The 17,939-nt window shown below is 45.4% G+C and carries 19 protein-coding genes; 8 read left to right on the forward strand and 11 right to left on the reverse strand.

Going from position 1 to position 17,939, the window contains the following annotated elements; translation table 11 throughout:
- Positions 1–524: 524 nt before the first annotated feature.
- The 4 genes from L5M28_RS16790 to L5M28_RS16805 all read right to left on the reverse strand — a co-directional run bounded on the left by L5M28_RS16790 (position 525) and on the right by L5M28_RS16805 (position 5,480).
- Positions 525–1,355 (reverse strand): hypothetical protein, encoded by an 831-nt coding sequence (locus tag L5M28_RS16790; protein ID WP_263203985.1) that lies wholly within the window; start codon positions 1,353–1,355, stop codon positions 525–527.
- A gap of 97 nt (positions 1,356–1,452) precedes the next feature.
- Positions 1,453–2,166 carry a LysE family translocator gene (locus tag L5M28_RS16795; RefSeq protein WP_263203986.1) on the reverse strand — a complete coding sequence of 238 codons (714 nt, stop codon included), beginning with the start codon at positions 2,164–2,166 and terminating at the stop codon, positions 1,453–1,455.
- 138 nt (positions 2,167–2,304) lie between these two features.
- The gene (locus L5M28_RS16800; protein WP_263203987.1) at positions 2,305–3,147 is read right to left on the reverse strand and encodes an AraC family transcriptional regulator; all 843 of its coding nucleotides are present in this window, start codon (positions 3,145–3,147) and stop codon (positions 2,305–2,307) included.
- 275 nt (positions 3,148–3,422) lie between these two features.
- On the reverse strand, positions 3,423–5,480 hold the full coding sequence (locus L5M28_RS16805) for a TonB-dependent receptor (RefSeq protein ID WP_411569182.1): 2,058 nt from the start codon (positions 5,478–5,480) through the stop codon (positions 3,423–3,425).
- A gap of 327 nt (positions 5,481–5,807) precedes the next feature.
- Between L5M28_RS16805 and L5M28_RS16810 the strand changes: the two genes are divergently transcribed.
- Complete coding sequence (locus L5M28_RS16810; protein ID WP_263203990.1) at positions 5,808–6,623, forward strand: hypothetical protein; 816 nt, start codon at positions 5,808–5,810, stop codon at positions 6,621–6,623.
- A gap of 147 nt (positions 6,624–6,770) precedes the next feature.
- On the opposite strand, the gene L5M28_RS16815 is transcribed toward L5M28_RS16810, so the two are convergent.
- Positions 6,771–7,733 carry a hypothetical protein gene (locus tag L5M28_RS16815; RefSeq protein ID WP_263203992.1) on the reverse strand — a complete coding sequence of 321 codons (963 nt, stop codon included), beginning with the start codon at positions 7,731–7,733 and terminating at the stop codon, positions 6,771–6,773.
- Position 7,734: 1 nt separating this feature from the next.
- Complete coding sequence (locus tag L5M28_RS16820) at positions 7,735–8,121, reverse strand: PadR family transcriptional regulator (RefSeq protein WP_105251375.1); 387 nt, start codon at positions 8,119–8,121, stop codon at positions 7,735–7,737.
- A gap of 411 nt (positions 8,122–8,532) precedes the next feature.
- On the opposite strand from L5M28_RS16820, the gene L5M28_RS16825 reads away from it, so the two are divergent.
- Positions 8,533–9,186 (forward strand): excalibur calcium-binding domain-containing protein, encoded by a 654-nt coding sequence (locus L5M28_RS16825; protein ID WP_263203995.1) that lies wholly within the window; start codon positions 8,533–8,535, stop codon positions 9,184–9,186.
- A gap of 288 nt (positions 9,187–9,474) precedes the next feature.
- Positions 9,475–9,822 (forward strand): thioredoxin family protein, encoded by a 348-nt coding sequence (locus L5M28_RS16830; RefSeq protein WP_263203997.1) that lies wholly within the window; start codon positions 9,475–9,477, stop codon positions 9,820–9,822.
- Positions 9,823–9,841: 19 nt separating this feature from the next.
- On the opposite strand, the gene L5M28_RS16835 is transcribed toward L5M28_RS16830, so the two are convergent.
- The 3 genes from L5M28_RS16835 to L5M28_RS16845 form a co-directional block, all read right to left on the reverse strand.
- Entirely contained in the window at positions 9,842–10,357 is a 516-nt protein-coding gene (locus L5M28_RS16835; RefSeq protein WP_263203999.1) for a NifB/NifX family molybdenum-iron cluster-binding protein, read from the reverse strand.
- Positions 10,354–10,650, reverse strand: coding sequence for a DUF134 domain-containing protein (locus L5M28_RS16840; RefSeq protein ID WP_012088215.1), 297 nt, complete (start codon positions 10,648–10,650; stop codon positions 10,354–10,356). The genes L5M28_RS16835 and L5M28_RS16840 overlap by 4 nt, the downstream gene beginning before the upstream one ends.
- 563 nt (positions 10,651–11,213) lie before the next feature.
- Positions 11,214–12,728 carry an ATP-binding cassette domain-containing protein gene (locus tag L5M28_RS16845; RefSeq protein ID WP_263204001.1) on the reverse strand — a complete coding sequence of 505 codons (1,515 nt, stop codon included), beginning with the start codon at positions 12,726–12,728 and terminating at the stop codon, positions 11,214–11,216.
- A gap of 326 nt (positions 12,729–13,054) precedes the next feature.
- On the opposite strand from L5M28_RS16845, the gene L5M28_RS16850 reads away from it, so the two are divergent.
- Positions 13,055–13,306 carry a DUF2999 family protein gene (locus L5M28_RS16850; protein ID WP_006083102.1) on the forward strand — a complete coding sequence of 84 codons (252 nt, stop codon included), beginning with the start codon at positions 13,055–13,057 and terminating at the stop codon, positions 13,304–13,306.
- Positions 13,307–13,433: 127 nt separating this feature from the next.
- Here L5M28_RS16850 and L5M28_RS16855 read toward each other — a convergent pair whose 3' ends face one another.
- Together L5M28_RS16855 and L5M28_RS16860 are read right to left on the reverse strand one after the other, a co-directional pair.
- On the reverse strand, positions 13,434–13,820 hold the full coding sequence (locus tag L5M28_RS16855) for a carboxymuconolactone decarboxylase family protein (protein WP_263204002.1): 387 nt from the start codon (positions 13,818–13,820) through the stop codon (positions 13,434–13,436).
- Between the two features lie 116 nt (positions 13,821–13,936).
- Positions 13,937–14,500, reverse strand: a complete 564-nt coding sequence (locus L5M28_RS16860; protein ID WP_263204004.1) for a hypothetical protein — start codon at positions 14,498–14,500, stop codon at positions 13,937–13,939.
- A gap of 1,610 nt (positions 14,501–16,110) precedes the next feature.
- Here L5M28_RS16860 and L5M28_RS16865 point away from each other — a divergent pair.
- The 4 genes from L5M28_RS16865 to L5M28_RS16880 all read left to right on the forward strand — a co-directional run.
- Positions 16,111–16,488: a molecular chaperone DnaJ gene (locus L5M28_RS16865; protein WP_263204007.1), complete on the forward strand. Its 378-nt coding sequence runs from the start codon at positions 16,111–16,113 to the stop codon at positions 16,486–16,488.
- Positions 16,489–16,508: 20 nt separating this feature from the next.
- Positions 16,509–17,315 (forward strand): NYN domain-containing protein, encoded by an 807-nt coding sequence (locus tag L5M28_RS16870; protein WP_263204009.1) that lies wholly within the window; start codon positions 16,509–16,511, stop codon positions 17,313–17,315.
- Between the two features lie 117 nt (positions 17,316–17,432).
- Positions 17,433–17,717 carry an ATPase gene (locus L5M28_RS16875; RefSeq protein ID WP_263204011.1) on the forward strand — a complete coding sequence of 95 codons (285 nt, stop codon included), beginning with the start codon at positions 17,433–17,435 and terminating at the stop codon, positions 17,715–17,717.
- A gap of 75 nt (positions 17,718–17,792) precedes the next feature.
- On the forward strand, positions 17,793–17,939 hold a 147-nt coding region (locus tag L5M28_RS16880; protein ID WP_263198011.1), incomplete at its 3' end, for a transposase family protein.

The raw sequence follows: 17,939 nt of genomic DNA on the forward strand, positions 1-17,939 counted from the left end.
TCATTTTTCGCGCTTATTTTTTGCTGATCAATCGCTATCTAACGACTCAAAACTCCAAGGAATACACCTCCACTCGGAGTTGCCGCAGGGCGAATAGAGCTCTTGATTTAATAAAGAGTGCGTGAGTTCGGTCATGGATGACCGACTAGCTTTCGCAGGTGCAGGGGCGAATGAAAATCGGTGATTTTCGCGCTTATGAGCGAGAGGCAGGGACTGCCGAACTGGAGGGATTTACATGGATGTAAAGCGCATCCAAGGGCGAAGGCCTACGGCCGCTTTGAGCGCGAGATATGGATATCGAGCTGGCTATTTAACATGGACGTTTTTGATAGGACGAGCAGTCCTCCTTGGTCGGGTGTGGGGTGAAGCCCCACGACTTTGATTTTGATTAAAGCATTCAAACTACGAAACACACTTTGGGGCAATAGCTTCTAGCTAAAGGAAATCGTTAGGATTATTAAAGCAGCGACCATCACCATAGGGTCGCGGCTTTAAATCTCACTCATAGGGATAGGGAAATGAGACTAGTCTGCTTTAATGACAGCTTGTGTCAGTATTTCTTGGTCATTCTTAAACACCACTAGCTCGCCTAGAGGACTATCGCTGCCGCCTAAGACGGTGACATAACAATAATACTGGTATGGGCCGCTGCGAAATTGGTATGAATGATTCCCTCCACTGCCATCAAAAACGAGTTTGCCTTTATTCAGCACTAAATCTGGCTTTTCACTCAATGCCTTACCCTTTGCCCATGCGGCATAGCGGTATTGGCTGTTCCCCATATCATCGACACGAATGGTAAACTTGGCGGTCTCCCAAGATAACGCTGGGCTGACAAACTCACTCACACTCGGATGTAATACCGTTTGTTGCTTAGCAATAAACTCTGCTTTCAGTTTTGCCTCTACCGGTGTTTGATAGTTAATGGCAATGATCTTGCCATCAAAATCCAGCCACACAACACCGCTACCGAGCATAATGCCGCGCCAGCCCATTGTCTGCCAATCGGCTTCAATCTTAGAATGGGCGATCTGCTCAAGCAGCTTAGGATCAAAAACCTGATCGAAACGTGCGATCATTTCCTGCGTATTTTGAATCGCGGGGATAGGATATTCACGTTTAAGCGGGTAAGCCACACGCTTAGCAATCACCTCAAGATCATTGGCCTTGGCGGCGTCGATAAGCCCCTGCACCAGAGGGATATATTCCTGTGGCATGGCTTCATCAGCGGCGTTTGCATTGATGCTTAAACCCATAACGCTGAATATTAACGCCGCAGAAAACGCGATATTCATTAGTGTAACTTGGCTGAAAACAGCTAATTTGCTTCCCTTGAGTCGTGAGGCGAATGGCATATTTATCCCTTACTCCAAATGTCTCTGCTGAGACTAAAGGCCAAGAATACCATAAGTGCCTCAGACTAAAACCTAAGGTGATTTACACTGCGCCAGACTAAGCGGTTAACAATAGGTTTGAGTAAATCGCCAAGGCTACCGACATAAAGATGACACCAATAACCACATCGATAACCGGTGTTAGTCGCTGCAATTTAAGTTGCACCTGCGCCTTTGACAACATTACCGCTAAAAAGCCAAACCATGCCAATGACAAAGACAACAACAAAATAGCGGAAGCGATTTTAGTGCTCGTTGTAACACTTGGGGTAATCAAGGCCGAAAACAGGGTTAAGAAAAATACTAATGCTTTCGGATTCAATAGATTAGTATAAAGCCCAGTCAAAAAACCTTGCCTGCGTGACATAGCGCCACCTAAGCCACCAGCAACAGACGCCACGCCTTCAACGTCACCAGCACTAATGACAGCATCATCATTTGTCCCTGCATGGACTCTGGCACTCATTTTACGTTTAGCGAGTATCGCAAGACCGGCTCGCAGGGCACCAAACCCCATCCAAGCGAGGTAAGAAGCGCCCACAATTTGCACTAAGAGATACAGGGTGTGCGAACTCTTAATGAGTAGACTCACACCGGTCAGACTCAAAATCGTATGAGCTAAAATGGCTATTGAAATCCCCACAGCGGCGGCAACCGCAGTGCTTCTGGACTGCTGAGTCGCAATCTTCACCATAATGGCAAAATCGGGTCCGGGACTGATTAAAGCAACGGCATGGATTACAGCCAAGGTGAGTAATAAAGATAAATCCATAGATATGCGGCTCCGCAAAAAAAGTTAATAACGATAACTGAGGCAGCCAGTATGGCAATTTGTCGCAGCGCTGAATTGTAATAAATTGCACTATTCAGTGTTTTTTAAAAACCAGCGGCGTCGAAAGACGGGGGGAAATTAGAGCATACGCCGCTGAAATTGCACTGGCGATAATAGGAATGCCTGCTTAAAAGCTTTGTTTAAATGACTTTGATCGAAAAATCCGAACTGCTGCGCCACATCCGCCACTAAAGCGCCATGACTTAAGGATTTTTTCGCCAACTCTAAGCGCACCCGTTTAAGGTACGCATGGGGAGTCATCCCTGTTGCCTGTTTAAATTGCCGCAAAAACTGAAACTTACTTAAATTCACTTCATTAGCTAAGGTTTCAAGTTGAGTATTATGCCAAGGCTCATCGTGAATTCGCTGTTTCACTAAGCTCACCTGCAACTTAGATAACCCGAGTTGTTCACTCGGCTTAGATAGGCAAGATGAAATACCGCTTGGGTAACGCTCCAGCAGCAGATGAATAAAATTCAGTAAGTGGGACTCACCCGCAAGCGCACTGCATTGGCCTTGAATTAATAGCTCGTGTAGCTGAATAAAATATTGATAAAGCGTAGGGTCATCCACCATAGGCGCGCTGAAAAAGTGCTCCTTCAAACCCAGTTCTTGGCTGACTTCATTCATGTATTCCACAGGGATCGACATCACTTTCACCCGATAACCGTCGGCATCGCGGCTCTGACCATCGTGGGTTTCGTCGGGATTTAAGGTCGATAAACTATGCTGACCAAGCTGATAACTGCAGCCCTTATTCACAAACTGCTGCGCACCTTGAGTGACTACGCCTAAGTGGTAATCCAGATGCACATGTTTATCAAAGCTGAAATGAGTGAATTCCGCCTGACTCAGTTCTATGCCTGATAAGCTAGGATGGCGCCAATAGTTAATGTTTTCAATGGGTGTTGCTGTACTCATCGCTCGCGGCTATTACCTATAACATCAGTTTTAACACTGGGAAAACTCAAATCCACTAGGGTTCATTCTAGCCTTCATCGTCAGCGCGGGAATAGTAAATTATTGCAGCCACATAGTTTGAAGCGATTTGGGCTTAGATTAGTGCTTAAATTAGCGCTTAAATGAGTGCCGCTGAAAAACAAAAGCGCCCAACTATCTGGACGCTTAATTGAGATACATTTTTGCTCGGCGACATACGTAATAACCTTCGATATCGCCTTAACAGATGAATATCACTAAAAATGATAACTCACGCTGACTCTCACCATTCGTGGCTCAACAGGATGATAATGCTGATCTTCAACCCCTTCGGCTGCTTCGCCGGGCAAACGAGAAGCATAAAAATAATCTATGTCGTGATCTTTACTATCAAACACATTGAGCAGCTCAAGCTTAGTATCGAAGCGGCGGAACTCGTATCCTAATGCGAGGTTAACTAATGTGGTCGCATCAGCCTTGTGGTCATTAAAGCTGTCGAGCACCCGCTCGCCAAGGTGCCGCACGCGTACACTCGAATACAGGCCATCGCCGTCGGGTCGATAGGTGATGCCCGCACTGGCAACAAAGGGAACCGCGCCATCGATATACTTGCCCTCTTCAAATTCATTTTCAGTAAATCTAGCGTTAGTCCACGCTAATTCCATATCGATACTGATTGCCTCATTCAGCCAATAATAAGCCGTTAATTCAGCACCATAACGTTCAGATGCACGACTCGGCTCAGTGTTACCCGCATCGCCCACAAATACTAATTCTGAATCTAGTTGCAGATACCAGATCGCAGCAGAGAAATTAATAAAGTCCCTGTCATAGTATTTCACCCCAAATTCGCCGCCATTTGAGCGCACGAGCAGATCGACTTTTTCGACCTCATCGCCACTCACAGGGTCAACCTTGATCGTTGCACCGCGGGCATCGTTCGAATGTAGCCCTTGGCCTGCATTAACATATAACTCAAGATTATCGCTCCACAAATAAGAAGCGCCGGCTTTGAGGCTGAACATACCATCGGACGCATCGCCACTGTTAAGCGGATTATCACTGTCGACCTGCACATCAAAATAATCGTAACGCAGCCCAAGATTAAAACGCCATTGCTCAGCTGGCAGCCACTCAACTTTGCCAAAGATGCCACTCGATAACTCTTGCACTTCATCAAGCCTTACCGTATTCAGCCGTTGTCGCGCCTGAGTGTTATACAAACCCACTGCGCCAATATCGTCATAACGCACATCGCCGCCCACACTGTAATTCAGTTGAGTGCCACCAAGTGAAGTCTGCCAATCACGCTTAAGATCACCGCCCCAAATCGTGCGTTCATCGACTTGTTCAAACTCATCACCATTGATGGGATCGTTTAAAAAATAGGTAAAATTAGAGAATAAATTCATAGTCGAGCGAATGGCGTAGACATTTCCCTGCCAATCACCCGCATCGTAATTAGCTGAAACGCTATAACGGTTAGATTCACCGCCGACGTCTTTATCTAAAGATCCATAAAAATCAATTAATCCAGAATCCACCGCACGGGCGGGGATCTGATCCGCCGAATTCCAGCTGTTGTCGTAGGCCATCATAGTGACGCTCAAGTCACCCTCGCCGAGCCGAGTTAAATAACGCCCGACGACACTGATCTTACTCACATCCTCATCAATATCCGTCCACGGGCCATCATAGGTTTGTGCCTCACCACCCCAAATAAAACGACCCATGTCAGTATTTAGCTCCTGAGTCGCCACGAGTCGCTGGTAGCCATATTCACCCAACGTCACCCCAACTTGGTTATGGGGGAGTTGATCTGCCAGCAGTAATTGGGCTGCACCCGCGCCAGAAAAATCGGCCACCTCAGGATAATAAGCGCCTTTGGCATAATGGATCTCGCCTATAAGTTCAGGGATCAAAAAGTTAAGATCCGTATAACCCTGACCATGCCCATGGGTTCGCATATTCACAGGCATACCATCGACTCGAGTATTAAAGTCTGTGCCATGATCCAAATTAAAGCCGCGTAAGAAATACTGATTCGCCTTACCCGAACCACTGTGCTGAGTGACTATCATCCCAGGAACAAATTCGAGGATTTCGCCGGTTCGTAATAGGGGGCGACTCTCGATTTCTGCCGCGCCGACTATTCCCTCAGATGCCGAAGTGCTATGGCCTAAGGTGTTAATTTGCCTGCCGCGCACCTCTAGGCGTTCAATATTGTCCGTTGCAGCCTCTGCCACTACGGCACTCGATAAACAACAAAGAGGTAATAACCACGTCATTGATAACCAAAGCTTTGATAACCGCATTCCTGATAATCCCAGTCCCGATTTCATCCTTTCTTTCCTACTACAGGTGATAGACGGCAGGGATTTAACGCCTTATTTACAAGCAAAAAACCGATCAAGCTCAAACTCTGATGAATAAAAAACCAGCAAAATACAGGCAAATATCATTTCTATGTGCCGTATCGCACATTTTTAAACCCAAAAGGACAAAATGTCCGCCAGCAGATCACATTTCAACCGTGTGTTAGTGCGAAATCATGGTAATGAAATAATCTTGCTTGAATAAAAATGAACCCATTTATCAGGCTAGCTATACTCTAAATAACTCAACACTTTGAGAGACACGCTATGCAACGATGGAGCAATATGCACATTTGGAGTGTGTGGGTAGGCCTTTTCTTTTGTGTCTCGGTTCATGCAACCAGTAAATCAACAGCAGAAACCACAGCGATGATTGCTGATAAACCTATCATTACGATGGCGTTTTATGAGGATCCCAAACATAACTTCTACTTTAAATGGGCTGAACTGATTTACGCCCAAGCCTTTGAACGCTTAGGATATGACTTCTCCTATCAAGTGGCTCCCGCAGCCCGTGCCAGTATGATGGCGGACTCAGGTAAAGTGGATGGCGAGCCTGGGCGTGTATCTCATTATGGCGAAAAGTTTACCAACCTCATTCGAATTGAAGAACCGGTTATCGATACCCATTTAATAGCCTTCGCGCACAATCCCGAAATCAAAATACCTAACTGGCAAGCGCTGCAAAAGAGTCGATACAAGATCGAATACTATCGAGGCGTGTTCCTCGCAGAACAAAAGCTAAAGGGACTCATTCCTAAGGAGCGTCTGACTGAATCTTCATCCCCTGCGAGCTCCTTTCGTAAAATGCTCCGCGACCGAATCGATATCTATATTGATACGGAGGCAAGCTCATTGGATCTATTACAAACGCCTGAGTTTCAAGGCAGCAAAATAATCGCGATTGCCACCCTAGAAGAACTCACCAGCTATGGTTACTTAAATAAACGTCACGCGGCACTCGCCGTTAATCTTGCTCGGGAGCTAAAACAGATGAAACAAGAAGGCATATTTGACACCTACAAACAACAGGCCCAAAAATCGCTTAATAATGAAATGAATAATGGCGATACCCCAGAATAAATCTGCATCGACGGTAAAAGTCGTGGCTTACTTTTCTCCACAGAAGATGGCACTAATGTAAAAAGCCTGTTCAATCATACTGAACAGGCCATGTATTCGATGAAAAAGTGAATAAAACTCACCTACAAAACCTAGGCTAAACCTTACTTATTTGCTTGCGAGTTTACGCCAACGCAACCCATCGCGAATCACCTCATAGCCAGGGAACATAGCGGCAATCACTAGAGTATAACTTAGCCAATGTTCTAACTGTAATAACGTAAATTCCCCATTTAATTCAGCTCCTTGGTTTTGTGCTTGGCTTTGTAATAGTGGCGAACTAAAGGCCAGAAAGACTAAGAACAAGGCATAAGCAAGATTGATCCCCATATTCGCCAGTAACAATTCAGTAGTCCACACTCGGCGGCGTAGTTGCCAGAGACTATTCCCCATAGACAGCAAAATAATAGGGCTAAACCATTGCAACAATTGCTGAGCACTGGCGCTGAAAATCACAGTCCGCGCGGCTAATTGCTCGCTACTCATCCACACAGAACACCAAATCACAAGTAAGAGAAAAAGATATGTCGCCAGATCGGTAAACACATCGCTTAAACTAATATGCTGCCAACCGGGCCCAACCTTAGGCAAATTCTGCGGCTGCCATTTTTGGCAATTGCTGCCAGATAGGGGTTTCCCCTGAGCCGAGAAACTCCAAAAGGCCAACAGGATAGCGGTAAAGGCAAGACAGGCATCGCCGATAAAACCTTTGGCAATATGGTGGATAAATCCTAATAGATCCCCCTCTGCAGAGCCCAACCATTGAGTCGTGCCGCCCACCACCTGCAGCACAAACAAGACCCCAAGCACAGTGAAAAGTGTATGTTTAAAAAGCGGAATATCCTCAGAGGCAATAATAGGCACTGCCGGAACAAATTGCTGCGCGACCTTACAGGGATGACCCATTTGCTTTAATACTGCGACAATTTGCGCTTCAGTCAATTCGCCTTGTTCAGATAGGGCATCCAATTGGTCGCAGATATTGGCTTTTAATTCACGGCCTATTTCCTGACGTTTGTTCTCGGGCAATTCTCGCTGCACCGCGGCGATATAGCGATCGACTAATTCCATATCAAATCTCCTCTGCACTCTCGTCTGAGCTTTTCATATCTGAGCCATTAGTGTCAGCGCTTTGCTCCAGTAAAAAAGCCAAGGCGCCATTAAGTTGCTGCCATTCATCGGTCAGTTGACTGAGCAACTCAGCGCCCAATGACGACAATTGGTAATAACGACGCTCACGCCCTTCGGCCTGTCGCCACTCACTATCCAACAATCCTTGATCGGCTAGGCGGCGCACTAAGGGATACAGAGTCCCTTCGTCAATATCAATACCACCTTCCTGCAACTGTTTGCGGAGCGAATAACCGTAGTGGGCTTGTTTTAATAATCCCAGTACCGCCAACACTAATACCCCACGGCGCAACTCGAGTCGCATTTTGACTAGCTGTGAACTTGTCATTGTCGAATTCCTGTCCTTAACACTGTGTCACACACACTGTGCGCCACACAGCAAATACTATGTAGCACACAGTAAAATTGCAAGTTTTCATGCACATTTTTTGATCACTTTGTTTATTATTAATGCAATCTATTGTTTGTATTGAATTTACCAAAATGCCAACCGTTTCTGCTAAGTGCTCACATTTCCCCACCGCCATACACTCAATGCGAATGAGTCACACATAAGCAAATTCAAGATAAAAAATTGCAAAACTTCCTTTGCTTGAGTAACTTAGCTGCCAACATTGAATCGCTGACTCGTCAACCTAAGTACGGTTTGCTCCTTAAAAAAGATAAATCTGAACGACTCAAGTAAGTATTGATATTCAATAACTAAAAATATTAAGCGGTTAAATTAAGGACATAGAAAATGCTCATGGATAGAGGCGTGCTGGTACGCTGGAACGATGAAAAGGGATTTGGCTTTATTCAGCCTGAAAAAAACGCAGCCCAAGATGTGTTTATTCACATTTCAGTGCTGAAAAAGATGGCGAGAAAACCCATAGTGGGCGACAGCATTCTGTTTCAAACGGAAGTGCAAAATGACGGCAAAAGAAAAGCGGTTATCGCCTCGATTGAAGGCGTCGCAGTCGTTGCAGCGAGTGCAACAACACGCTCCCACTCTCATATCCAATCACGCAATGAAAACTTCAACTTCGATAACAAAAACAAAGCGCATCAACATAACTCACGAAAATCGTCCTTTAATACGATAATCCCGCTGCTAATCATCGTGGCCATAGTTATCTTTGGCTTTAAACAATACCAAGAATTCAACGAAGCTCCTGCAATCGATGAAGTACCAGTCCTCACGAATGAAGACACTCAGCCAATGCCCATGTATGAAACTAAAGCGCGAACACAAGCAACGGCAACACCAAGTTTCCAATGTGAAGCGGGTAAAACCCATTGCAGCCACATGAGTTCCTGTGCTGAGGCGACTTTCTACATCCAACATTGCCCCAATACTCAAATGGATGGTAACGGTGATGGCATTCCCTGCGAGCGTCAGTGGTGCAGTTAGCGATGCGACATATGTAAAGTCACGCGGGTAACCTTAAGCCTGAGCAGGTAGCAGGTAGCAGGTCACTAGTAGTGAAATGATAAATAATCTAAAACAATGGCGAGATAGCCTGACAGGCATACAGCAAATCGGAGTGATTGCTGCCAGTATAGGGCTTCTCATACTTGGCTTATTCTAACTTGGTCAATTTATCGGTAGTAGCGTGGTAAAAATGGGCTGGCTTTAACCCTAGAAATACGCAAACTAGCCCATGAATTCATACCCATAACAACTTCCAAATGGCAACGCATGCGCACTGATATCATCACGCACATTGATTCACCTGAGATACTGGAGTCCATGTTAACTGAGCATGCGGCGGTGCTGTTGTTATTTGGCGCGCCGGACTGCGGTGTGTGCCAAACGCTCAAACCGAGAATTGCTGAGCTGTTAGTGCAAGAGTTCCCGCTGATGCGGATGGCCTATATTGATTGCCAAGCCCAAGGTGAGATAGCGGCGAACCGCAATGTATTTGCCTTGCCTGTGGTGGAATGTGTGTTTTATGGCAAAACCTTTGGACGGTTTTCCAAGGTGTTTTCATTAGCGGATATTCGAGGGGCGCTTGCCCGCCCCTACGCTTTAACTGTGACGGAATAATCCAAATTAAACGATGATATTATTTGTTTACCAAGGGTCTAAACCCAGCGTAATGCACTGACTTATCGAGCTTAACCTGTACTGCTGGCGTGCTTATAAGACGTGTTGAACCAGGTGCTGCTTTCGCTTTACCACTGCAACCGCAGCCGTCACCTGTTGAATGACAACATCCGCCCTTGGCTGCATGTTTGAGTGAAGCGCGACCTTGGGATGCATCCGTCAACCTAAGATTAAGATCCGCTGTTTGTGCCAGCAAAGTCGCCACTGTTTGGCTGGCACTACCTTTGCTCACACTAATACCCGCATCAAGCAACTTTCCTAACATGCGCTCACCGATATTCTGCACAAGTACAATGTCGGTTCCTTGTTGAATAATCAGCTCTAATAAGGCTTTTTTAGCACGACAGTCACCTTCAATTGCCGGGTTATCGACCAGCTTAATCAGCTGAAACTGTTCATTATAAAAGCCAATTTGTAGGGCTTTCGTAAAGTGACTGGCGAGGCGTTCGCGGCTCATCGGCATGGCAATAATCATGATAAATCCTTGTCTGTTTGGGTTGGCAGCCTCAAGGCTTGACCTTGAGTGATAGCCGTCGCCACCTTTTTACGGGCATTGGCGAGAAGGTATCCAAAGGTTTGCCGAGAGATCCCCATCAAGGCCGCGGCTTCGATCTGGCTTAATCTTTTAACGTCACCCAGTTCGAGGGCCTCAAACTCATCGGCCTCTAATTGAATATGAGTTAATTTAACCGCAGGGATCCCATTAGGCTTAAATAGGCTACAGGGCACACAGCTCGATAATTGACGGCATTTTTTGGGTCTTGGCATAAATGTTTTATCTTTAAGTCGTCTTATATGTCTTGAAATCGTGTTTTAGGTTTTAGTGCACATCTTGTTTACAGCGCACGACACTCAGGCTCATCTAGGGCTCAACTAAAGCTCATCTAAGGCTCATCTAGCTAAGGGAGTCCATCGTTCTGGATTCTCAAGCGTGATAACTGACTTGATGAATAAGTTCGGTGGAGGAACCATAAAACTGTCACGAGTTTCTGGCCTAGGCCAGAAACTATTATTCGCGCCAACGACATTCAAAACTGTAAGACGGCTCACAGTTACCTATATCAAGCATGACTAATTAACAGAACTGCTGTCTGACGAATGGGGGATTAAACACTAGGGCGATACCCTCATTATCGATATGTGGTGCATCTCAGTTTTCACTGGAATACGAAAATCTTTCGCGCCACAGGTATATTGCCATTGAGCGTGACTAACACACTCAATGGCTAGCGCCCTGTAAAGTCAATTTTAACCTGCGTTGGAGTGCCGAGGGATAATGACAAACTCTGCAAACAAGTAAGCAGCCGTTAAGCTGCTGTGATAGTTGGCATTTACTGATTTAAACGGGTTAAATCCTCAGACTCACAGTAGTTCACCTGTACCGAATAGCCGTCATCTTGCTTGATGAAATCAACAAAGTTTTTAATCGCAGGTAAGGCATCTTCCCTATGGTGCGACACGTACAGCAATTGGCTCAGATGATGCTCGGCTATCATCTCCAGCGCCCGCATCACTAAGGTGCGATTGATAAAATCTAAGCCCTGATACGGCTCATCTAAAATCAGCAACAGTGGCTGTTTAATCAAGGCGCGACCTATTAGTAATAACCGCTGCTGACCATAATCGAGCTTCTTAAAGCTGGTGCTCGCCAGCCCTGTCATGTGCAAAATAGCCAACCATTCCTTCGCCAAATCTAGCTGAGGTTTAGTGGGTTTCTGGTACAAGCCAATAGAGTCAAAAAAGCCCGAAAGCAGCACATCTAATGCCGAGCAACTGACGCGATATTGCAAGTGTAGCGCCGCCGATACTATGCCAATCCGTTGTTTAATCTGCCAAATACTCTCGCCGCTTCCGCGAGGGCGGCCAAAGAGCGTGATGTCATTGCTATAGCATTGAGGATGGTCGCCTAAAATCAGCCCCAGCAAAGTACTTTTACCGCAGCCATTTGGGCCACGAACTTGCCAATGTTGCCCCGCCTCGATGCGCCAATTCACGCCGCTGAAAATCAGCCCACTGACATATTCCACTTTGCCATTTTTAATCTCGACCAGAGGATCAAACGCCTCGGCGTTGTGCCTTTGCCGCTCCATTAAGGCCAAGAGTTCATCGCTACGTTGGGCGGATAACGCATTCAACTGCGCCATCACAGGATGATTGTGCCATTGCTCAATCGACATCGACGGGCTGAGTTTGTGCACACTCTGCCCAGATTTGAGCATCTCGCCATTAAACAACGCCACATGGCTGATGCACGGCGGCAATTCTTCTTGGCGTGAGGTGATGATCAGCAACTGGCTATGCTCAGCCACTTCACTCAGCAGCTCAGATAAGCTCGCCTGATGTTCAGCATCGAGCCCTGCATAAGGGTCATCTAAAATCAGCAATTGCGGTAACATTGCCAGTGCACGTGCCAGCATGACTCTGCGCGTTTCGCCCGTGGATAATTGCCGAAAACCGCGCCGACGCAGAGGCTCAAGCCCAACCTTTTGTAATAATGCTGGGAGTTGCTTGGCATCTTGGCAGCATTCCAATACTAAGGATTCGACACTCGAACCGTAATCCAACTCGTCTTTTTCTAACTCGCGCTCCAGCAACGCTTGCTGCAGTCCAAGTGACACCCAGCCGATACGTTGCGGCAGGCCAGCAATCGTCCCTTCATCGGGCAGAATATCACCCGTTAATATTCGCCCGAGCAAGGAACCACAATAGCTGTCGGTCGCGAAAATCGCCCAGTGTTCAGCAGGATGCAGTTGCCACTCATCGACGACTAGCACCTCATTATCACGCCCGTATCGTAACTGTTTAACCACAATACTTTTGTCTTGGTTCGCGACAACATCAAGCATAACCACAGTTCCTTTCTATTTTTAAGGGATGATAAAAGCCAGCGATTACCCAATCGCATTGCGCCATGATATCTAAGGCAATAATATCTAAAGCCACAATATCCAATGCAACGGCTCACGATGCACGACAGTCGCTCAGGTTTTATCGGCTGATTTTAGGGAATACGTCACCAGAGTAAAGCTTATTGGGGATAAAATCTAATGCGCTTAATGGCATAGGCAAAGCGTGGCAACATCCAACGGATACCCATGTGTGAGGCAACCACTCTGGCAGAACTGTGATAAAATCGGCACCTGTTTAACTTTCATATCAACAAGGTAATGCAATGAATCCCATTATTGCCATCTTAAAAGAACACAACGTCAGTGACGCTAAAATCCAAGAACTGTTTCAAACATTAACCGAAAATCCATTAATGGCGATGGGCACGCTCGGTCAATTAGGTATCCCAGCCGAAAAATTACAACAACTGCTGGGGCTAGTGATGCAGAAACCAGCCTTGATCAAAGAAGCCGTGCTTGAACTCGGTTTGGATTTCTCAAAAGTAGAAGCCGCAAAAGCCCAACTGCAAAAATAAGCGCAGACTGTTCAAGTTTGTAGCCATCATGCGCTAGGGGAATCCGCGTAACTCAGATCCCCTAGCGAATGTTAAAACCACTAAACCTCACAGCCATTGACGTTCAAAATGATTAATACCAAGTGAGCTAACTGTGTTGCGCCTGCCACTCCTCAATCGCCTCTTTCGCCGCTCGAAAAGCTTCAATCCCCGCAGGCATACCGCAGTAAACGGTGCAATGCAGTAAGACTTCTTGGATCTCTTCAACCGAGCAGCCATTGTTTAGCGCGCCCCGCACATGGCCCTTTAACTCAGTCGGCGCCTTTAATGCCGCCAGCGTCGCTATGGTAATCAAACTGCGCGTTTGCCTTGAGATGGCATCACGTACCCAAACCTCACCCCAGCAATTGGCCGTAACTAAATCTTGCAGCGGTTGCGTAAAATCCGTCGCACTATTGAGCGCCTTATCCACATAACTATTGCCCATCACAGCACGGCGCACCTCAAGCCCCTTCTCGTATTGCTCATCGTTCATCGATGCATCCTTTTTCTTATGTGATTAAGCTATGTGATTAAGCTATGTGATTAGACTTATTGAAACCGCCAACCAATCTGCCTTATATCCTTACCACCTATAACTGATAACCAACGTTAGATTGAGCGCACCCAAGCAACGAACTCTTCGGCGAGTCTGGGAGGGTTACAGGCCTCTGTCTGATCTGCGATCTCGTTATAGTACTCGAGCTCGTGAACTATGATGGGTACAGAACGACCGAAAACGCGACTAACAGTTAAGTTGGAATGGAGTGTAGAAGCGACAACGCATACTGCGGCAACAAATTGCTCGGTTATCTCCTGACCAAGCTCAAGGCAGCGCTCAAAATCGACATCTTCCTCCGCATCACTGTACCCGAGACCGAGATCGGCCACCCAGCGAGCTAAGATATCCGCAGTCTGAGAGTCAGAATCCCCAAAGACGAGGAGTTCGTTTTGAAGCCAGAAGGCATAGTTCCATTTTGCTTCGTCAGAGCTAGAAGCCTTTGGAATCGAAGCATGCCACTCGTCGACTGTGTTATAGCCGACTGTCAGCGTAGGTAGACGGGGATCGTCATATTCGTTGTTGATATAGAAAGACAATGCATAAATCTGCTCCGCCTCAGCGGTTGGTATACTCTCTAGCGCTTCGGTAATAGCACTCTGAAGCACGGTAATCATTGGGATATTCATACTGGGTTTCCTGCTCGTTTAATGCCGCATTTAGCGAATAAAAATAGTGCATTGTAATTGAGAATAAGAGCTTAACCCACTATTTTTGTTCAGCTTAAATGTCTGCCAATATATTAGTATTCAACCAATTTATCATTAGGATAGTCTCCAATCTATCACACGTAAGACTGCCATTTTTATATAACCCTACGGCCAAGTGATAGAAGCTTGGAATACTCAAAGACACCTATATTTTTCTTGCAAATAACTCAGAAAGAAATGTGTCAGTCCTCGCTTTCGATCTTATCAAAGGTCGGCAAACTCTTTTGCTGCTCATTTGCGGCTTAACAGCCAAAGTAAATCAAGATCGTGGGGCTTCACCCCACACCCGACCAAGGAGGACTGCTCCTCCTATCCTCCTTGGATTCTCCAAGACGCCCCTAGCGAAGTTACATGCATTAGTTACTGGTCTCATACTCCAATAAAAATTGCCTAACGGCTCAGATGGGACATCCCTGTCCCCCCGAGCCTGCGCCATCATCCATGATGTCGCCACGGCATTTTTATCTGCGTATTTCGACAACTTCGCAGGGGAAGGTGTATCTCTTTTATATTTGGTGTTGCTTGCGAGTCATGCAAAGCAAACAGAATTATACCCACCATCCCTTTTTTAAAATTTAACAATGGGTGGCCCATTAAATTTTCATGGATGTGAAAGAGCGGCCATGCCGTCAACGGTCACTTACATGCCAATGCTTAATTCAACCAACTCTCCAGTTATCTGTATGCCTTTTTATAAGCATACACTCTGCAAATTTAACAATGGATGGCTCGTTAAATTCTTTTGCTGCTCGTTTGCGGCTTAACAGCAGAAGCTGATGATTAAGCACTGTCATTCCAGTGACACGCTACCCCTTTTATTTCACAAGGAGTATCCATGAGGCCTCGACGACGGCATCTGCTGCATACGGAAGTGCAAATGCCGCGATCGCATGGATGTGAAAGAGCGGCCATGCCGTCAACGGTCACTTACATGCCAATGCTTAATCCAACCAACTATCCAGTTATCTGTATGCCTTTTTTACAAGCATACACTCTGCAAATTTAACAATGGATGGCTCGTTAAATTAACGTCTATCGCTTTGGTGTTGCGTGCTATTTGATAAAAAGATGCATATTCCGTCTTTGGTTTACTGGGCAACAACTCACTATTGTTGCGATTCACCATATGCTGTACGCTAGTTTAAATTTTTGATTGATAAACAACACTTAAGCAATTACTTAATCAATCAACGCTAGTCTGGTGTTAGCGAAAATCTCGCTAATAAAATATGGCGATATACAAATGAGTCAGGGAAGATCCGCTCTAGAAAAGCGAACAAGGCAAGGAAAAGCTTTCTATACCTCTCCTTAAAGATGCTCTCCCTCTGAACTAATTGTGATTCAGTTTAAGGTTTTACAAACCACAGACTGATAGCTTTATTATTGTTTTTATTAAAATTTATTATCTATGTGCTGTCTGGTAGCAAGTGCCATGGGCGGTAGCGTGCTTCAATCCTAAGACAAAGCCACCATCACAGACCTGTCCCTAATACCCCCAAATTTATGAAGGAACATAAATGCAAGATGTCATGGTCAATCTTTATGATTGTAAACATTGTTCAGGAACAGGAACTTGTTCCAATGGAATCAATAACAGTTCATGTGAACGCTGCGCAAAACTAAACGAATTACCTATTTGGCGAAGAAGAAATCAATTTGGACTAATATGTGGTTCTTGCGGTGGAATTGGAAAAGCCGAACCTCTAACTGAACGAATTAATAAGAGGACTGCGCCAATCTTAGCAATCATGCTAGTGATGGTCTTACTCACAATCATCAGCCTAGCCGCCCTATTTGAAAACAAGTACTTCACCGAACTTCTTGCTTTTTCAAGTGCAATAATTGGCTCCATCTGCGGGTACTACTTCTCATCCTTAAAAACGGGTAAAGCATAACCACATTCGTTGGAGTTAAAATGCAGAATAAAGAAAAAATTGCGGTGTTCATTGATGCAGATAACGCGCCAGCCAAGAAGTTTGATGTAGTACTCGCTGAGCTTGCAAAACACGGATTAATCAGTATTCGAAAGGCTTATGGTAACTGGAAAAGCCCGAATCTAAAGCCATGGGAAGATATTCTGCATGAATATGCCATTCAACCTATTCAACAATTCGATCTTACCAAAGGTAAAAATGCCAGCGATATTGCTTTAGTTATTGATGCTATGGACATTCTTTACACTAAAGATATAGACATTATTTGTTTAATATCTTCGGATTGCGACTTTACTCCCTTAGTAACAAGAGCCTTAGCAGATGGCAAAACCGTTTTTGGTTTCGGAGAACGTAAAGCACCAGCCGCTTTCGTGAATAGCTGCTCTCGCTTCCTCTACCTCGACGCAGAACCTGTAGTTGTCGCAGAAGAAATTGAAGTGATATCAGAAGTCACTCAGCCGCCACCAACTACACCAGACTCAGTTAGTAAAACCGAGCAAGCTCAGCCCAAAACCGCGACACCGCAAAAATGTAATTTAAAAAGTGACACCAAACTACTCAATATGTTGCGTCAAGCGATTGAAGCAACCGAAGAAGAAAATGGTTGGGCGCAACTCGGTCCAATAGGCGCTCATATATCTAACCACAGCTCTTTCGACCAAAGAAACTATGGTTTCAAAAAGCTTGTAGATCTATTCGCGGCTATAGATCTCTTCGAAATACGAAAACCGAATAAATCAATGGTTTTGGTCAGAGACATAAAGCGCGCAAAGAAAAGTGGGAAATAAATGGGCTGAGCGCAAAGGAAATACCGACGAAACAAGCCCTACATTTATTGAACCAAGTAACAACCATTAAAGACTGCTGCCGTTACCAAATTTAAGCTAATGAAATAGGATATCGTTATGTCACAAGTAGCAAAGGTCGTTGAATGGGTTAATCAGGATGGTAGACCGCTTTGGTGGCGTCACGCTATTCGCATAGCTTTAGGCCATGGAGAGATCAAACCTGAATTTGTTGATGTCTTATATAACCTTGCAAAAATGGAATTTGGACTCTTACTAAAAGATCAGATCTATCCAGCAAATATATCACCAGTAAAAGTAATGGGGTTCGATGTTGAAGAACACTCTATAAATTTACTTTCCCTAGGTATGGTTCGGAACCAGGGCAAGATCACGAACATTTAACGCGCACTTTAACATAACTGATTGACCGCGATCTTCCGTTGTGATCAGATACTGGCTTTTACGCGGAGCCAGTTTATGAACATCGATATTTTTGCAGAGCACTTTTCAGAATTAGAAGACCCAAGGCAAGCATCTAAGGTCGTTTATCCCTTGTTTGACGTGGTGTTTTTAACGCTGTGTGCAGTTATCGCAGGCTGTGAGGGCTGGGAAGATATTGAAGAT

The sequence above is a fragment of the Shewanella sp. SW32 genome (genome assembly GCF_025653365.1).
Classification (GTDB): domain Bacteria; phylum Pseudomonadota; class Gammaproteobacteria; order Enterobacterales; family Shewanellaceae; genus Shewanella; species Shewanella oncorhynchi.

What these genes read in the sequence shown, in the direction of transcription:
- L5M28_RS16790 (WP_263203985.1), bottom strand. Translation starts at nt 1,355, where the DNA reads ATGCCATTCGCCTCACGACTCAAGGGAAGCAAATTAGCTGTTTTCAGC.
- L5M28_RS16795 (WP_263203986.1), bottom strand. Translation starts at nt 2,166, where the DNA reads ATGGATTTATCTTTATTACTCACCTTGGCTGTAATCCATGCCGTTGCT.
- L5M28_RS16800 (WP_263203987.1), bottom strand. Translation starts at nt 3,147, where the DNA reads ATGAGTACAGCAACACCCATTGAAAACATTAACTATTGGCGCCATCCT.
- L5M28_RS16805 (WP_411569182.1), bottom strand. Translation starts at nt 5,480, where the DNA reads ATGCGGTTATCAAAGCTTTGGTTATCAATGACGTGGTTATTACCTCTT.
- L5M28_RS16810 (WP_263203990.1), top strand. Translation starts at nt 5,808, where the DNA reads ATGCAACGATGGAGCAATATGCACATTTGGAGTGTGTGGGTAGGCCTT.
- L5M28_RS16815 (WP_263203992.1), bottom strand. Translation starts at nt 7,733, where the DNA reads ATGGAATTAGTCGATCGCTATATCGCCGCGGTGCAGCGAGAATTGCCC.
- L5M28_RS16820 (WP_105251375.1), bottom strand. Translation starts at nt 8,121, where the DNA reads ATGACAAGTTCACAGCTAGTCAAAATGCGACTCGAGTTGCGCCGTGGG.
- L5M28_RS16825 (WP_263203995.1), top strand. Translation starts at nt 8,533, where the DNA reads ATGCTCATGGATAGAGGCGTGCTGGTACGCTGGAACGATGAAAAGGGA.
- L5M28_RS16830 (WP_263203997.1), top strand. Translation starts at nt 9,475, where the DNA reads ATGCGCACTGATATCATCACGCACATTGATTCACCTGAGATACTGGAG.
- L5M28_RS16835 (WP_263203999.1), bottom strand. Translation starts at nt 10,357, where the DNA reads ATGATTATTGCCATGCCGATGAGCCGCGAACGCCTCGCCAGTCACTTT.
- L5M28_RS16840 (WP_012088215.1), bottom strand. Translation starts at nt 10,650, where the DNA reads ATGCCAAGACCCAAAAAATGCCGTCAATTATCGAGCTGTGTGCCCTGT.
- L5M28_RS16845 (WP_263204001.1), bottom strand. Translation starts at nt 12,728, where the DNA reads ATGCTTGATGTTGTCGCGAACCAAGACAAAAGTATTGTGGTTAAACAG.
- L5M28_RS16850 (WP_006083102.1), top strand. Translation starts at nt 13,055, where the DNA reads ATGAATCCCATTATTGCCATCTTAAAAGAACACAACGTCAGTGACGCT.
- L5M28_RS16855 (WP_263204002.1), bottom strand. Translation starts at nt 13,820, where the DNA reads ATGAACGATGAGCAATACGAGAAGGGGCTTGAGGTGCGCCGTGCTGTG.
- L5M28_RS16860 (WP_263204004.1), bottom strand. Translation starts at nt 14,500, where the DNA reads ATGATTACCGTGCTTCAGAGTGCTATTACCGAAGCGCTAGAGAGTATA.
- L5M28_RS16865 (WP_263204007.1), top strand. Translation starts at nt 16,111, where the DNA reads ATGCAAGATGTCATGGTCAATCTTTATGATTGTAAACATTGTTCAGGA.
- L5M28_RS16870 (WP_263204009.1), top strand. Translation starts at nt 16,509, where the DNA reads ATGCAGAATAAAGAAAAAATTGCGGTGTTCATTGATGCAGATAACGCG.
- L5M28_RS16875 (WP_263204011.1), top strand. Translation starts at nt 17,433, where the DNA reads ATGTCACAAGTAGCAAAGGTCGTTGAATGGGTTAATCAGGATGGTAGA.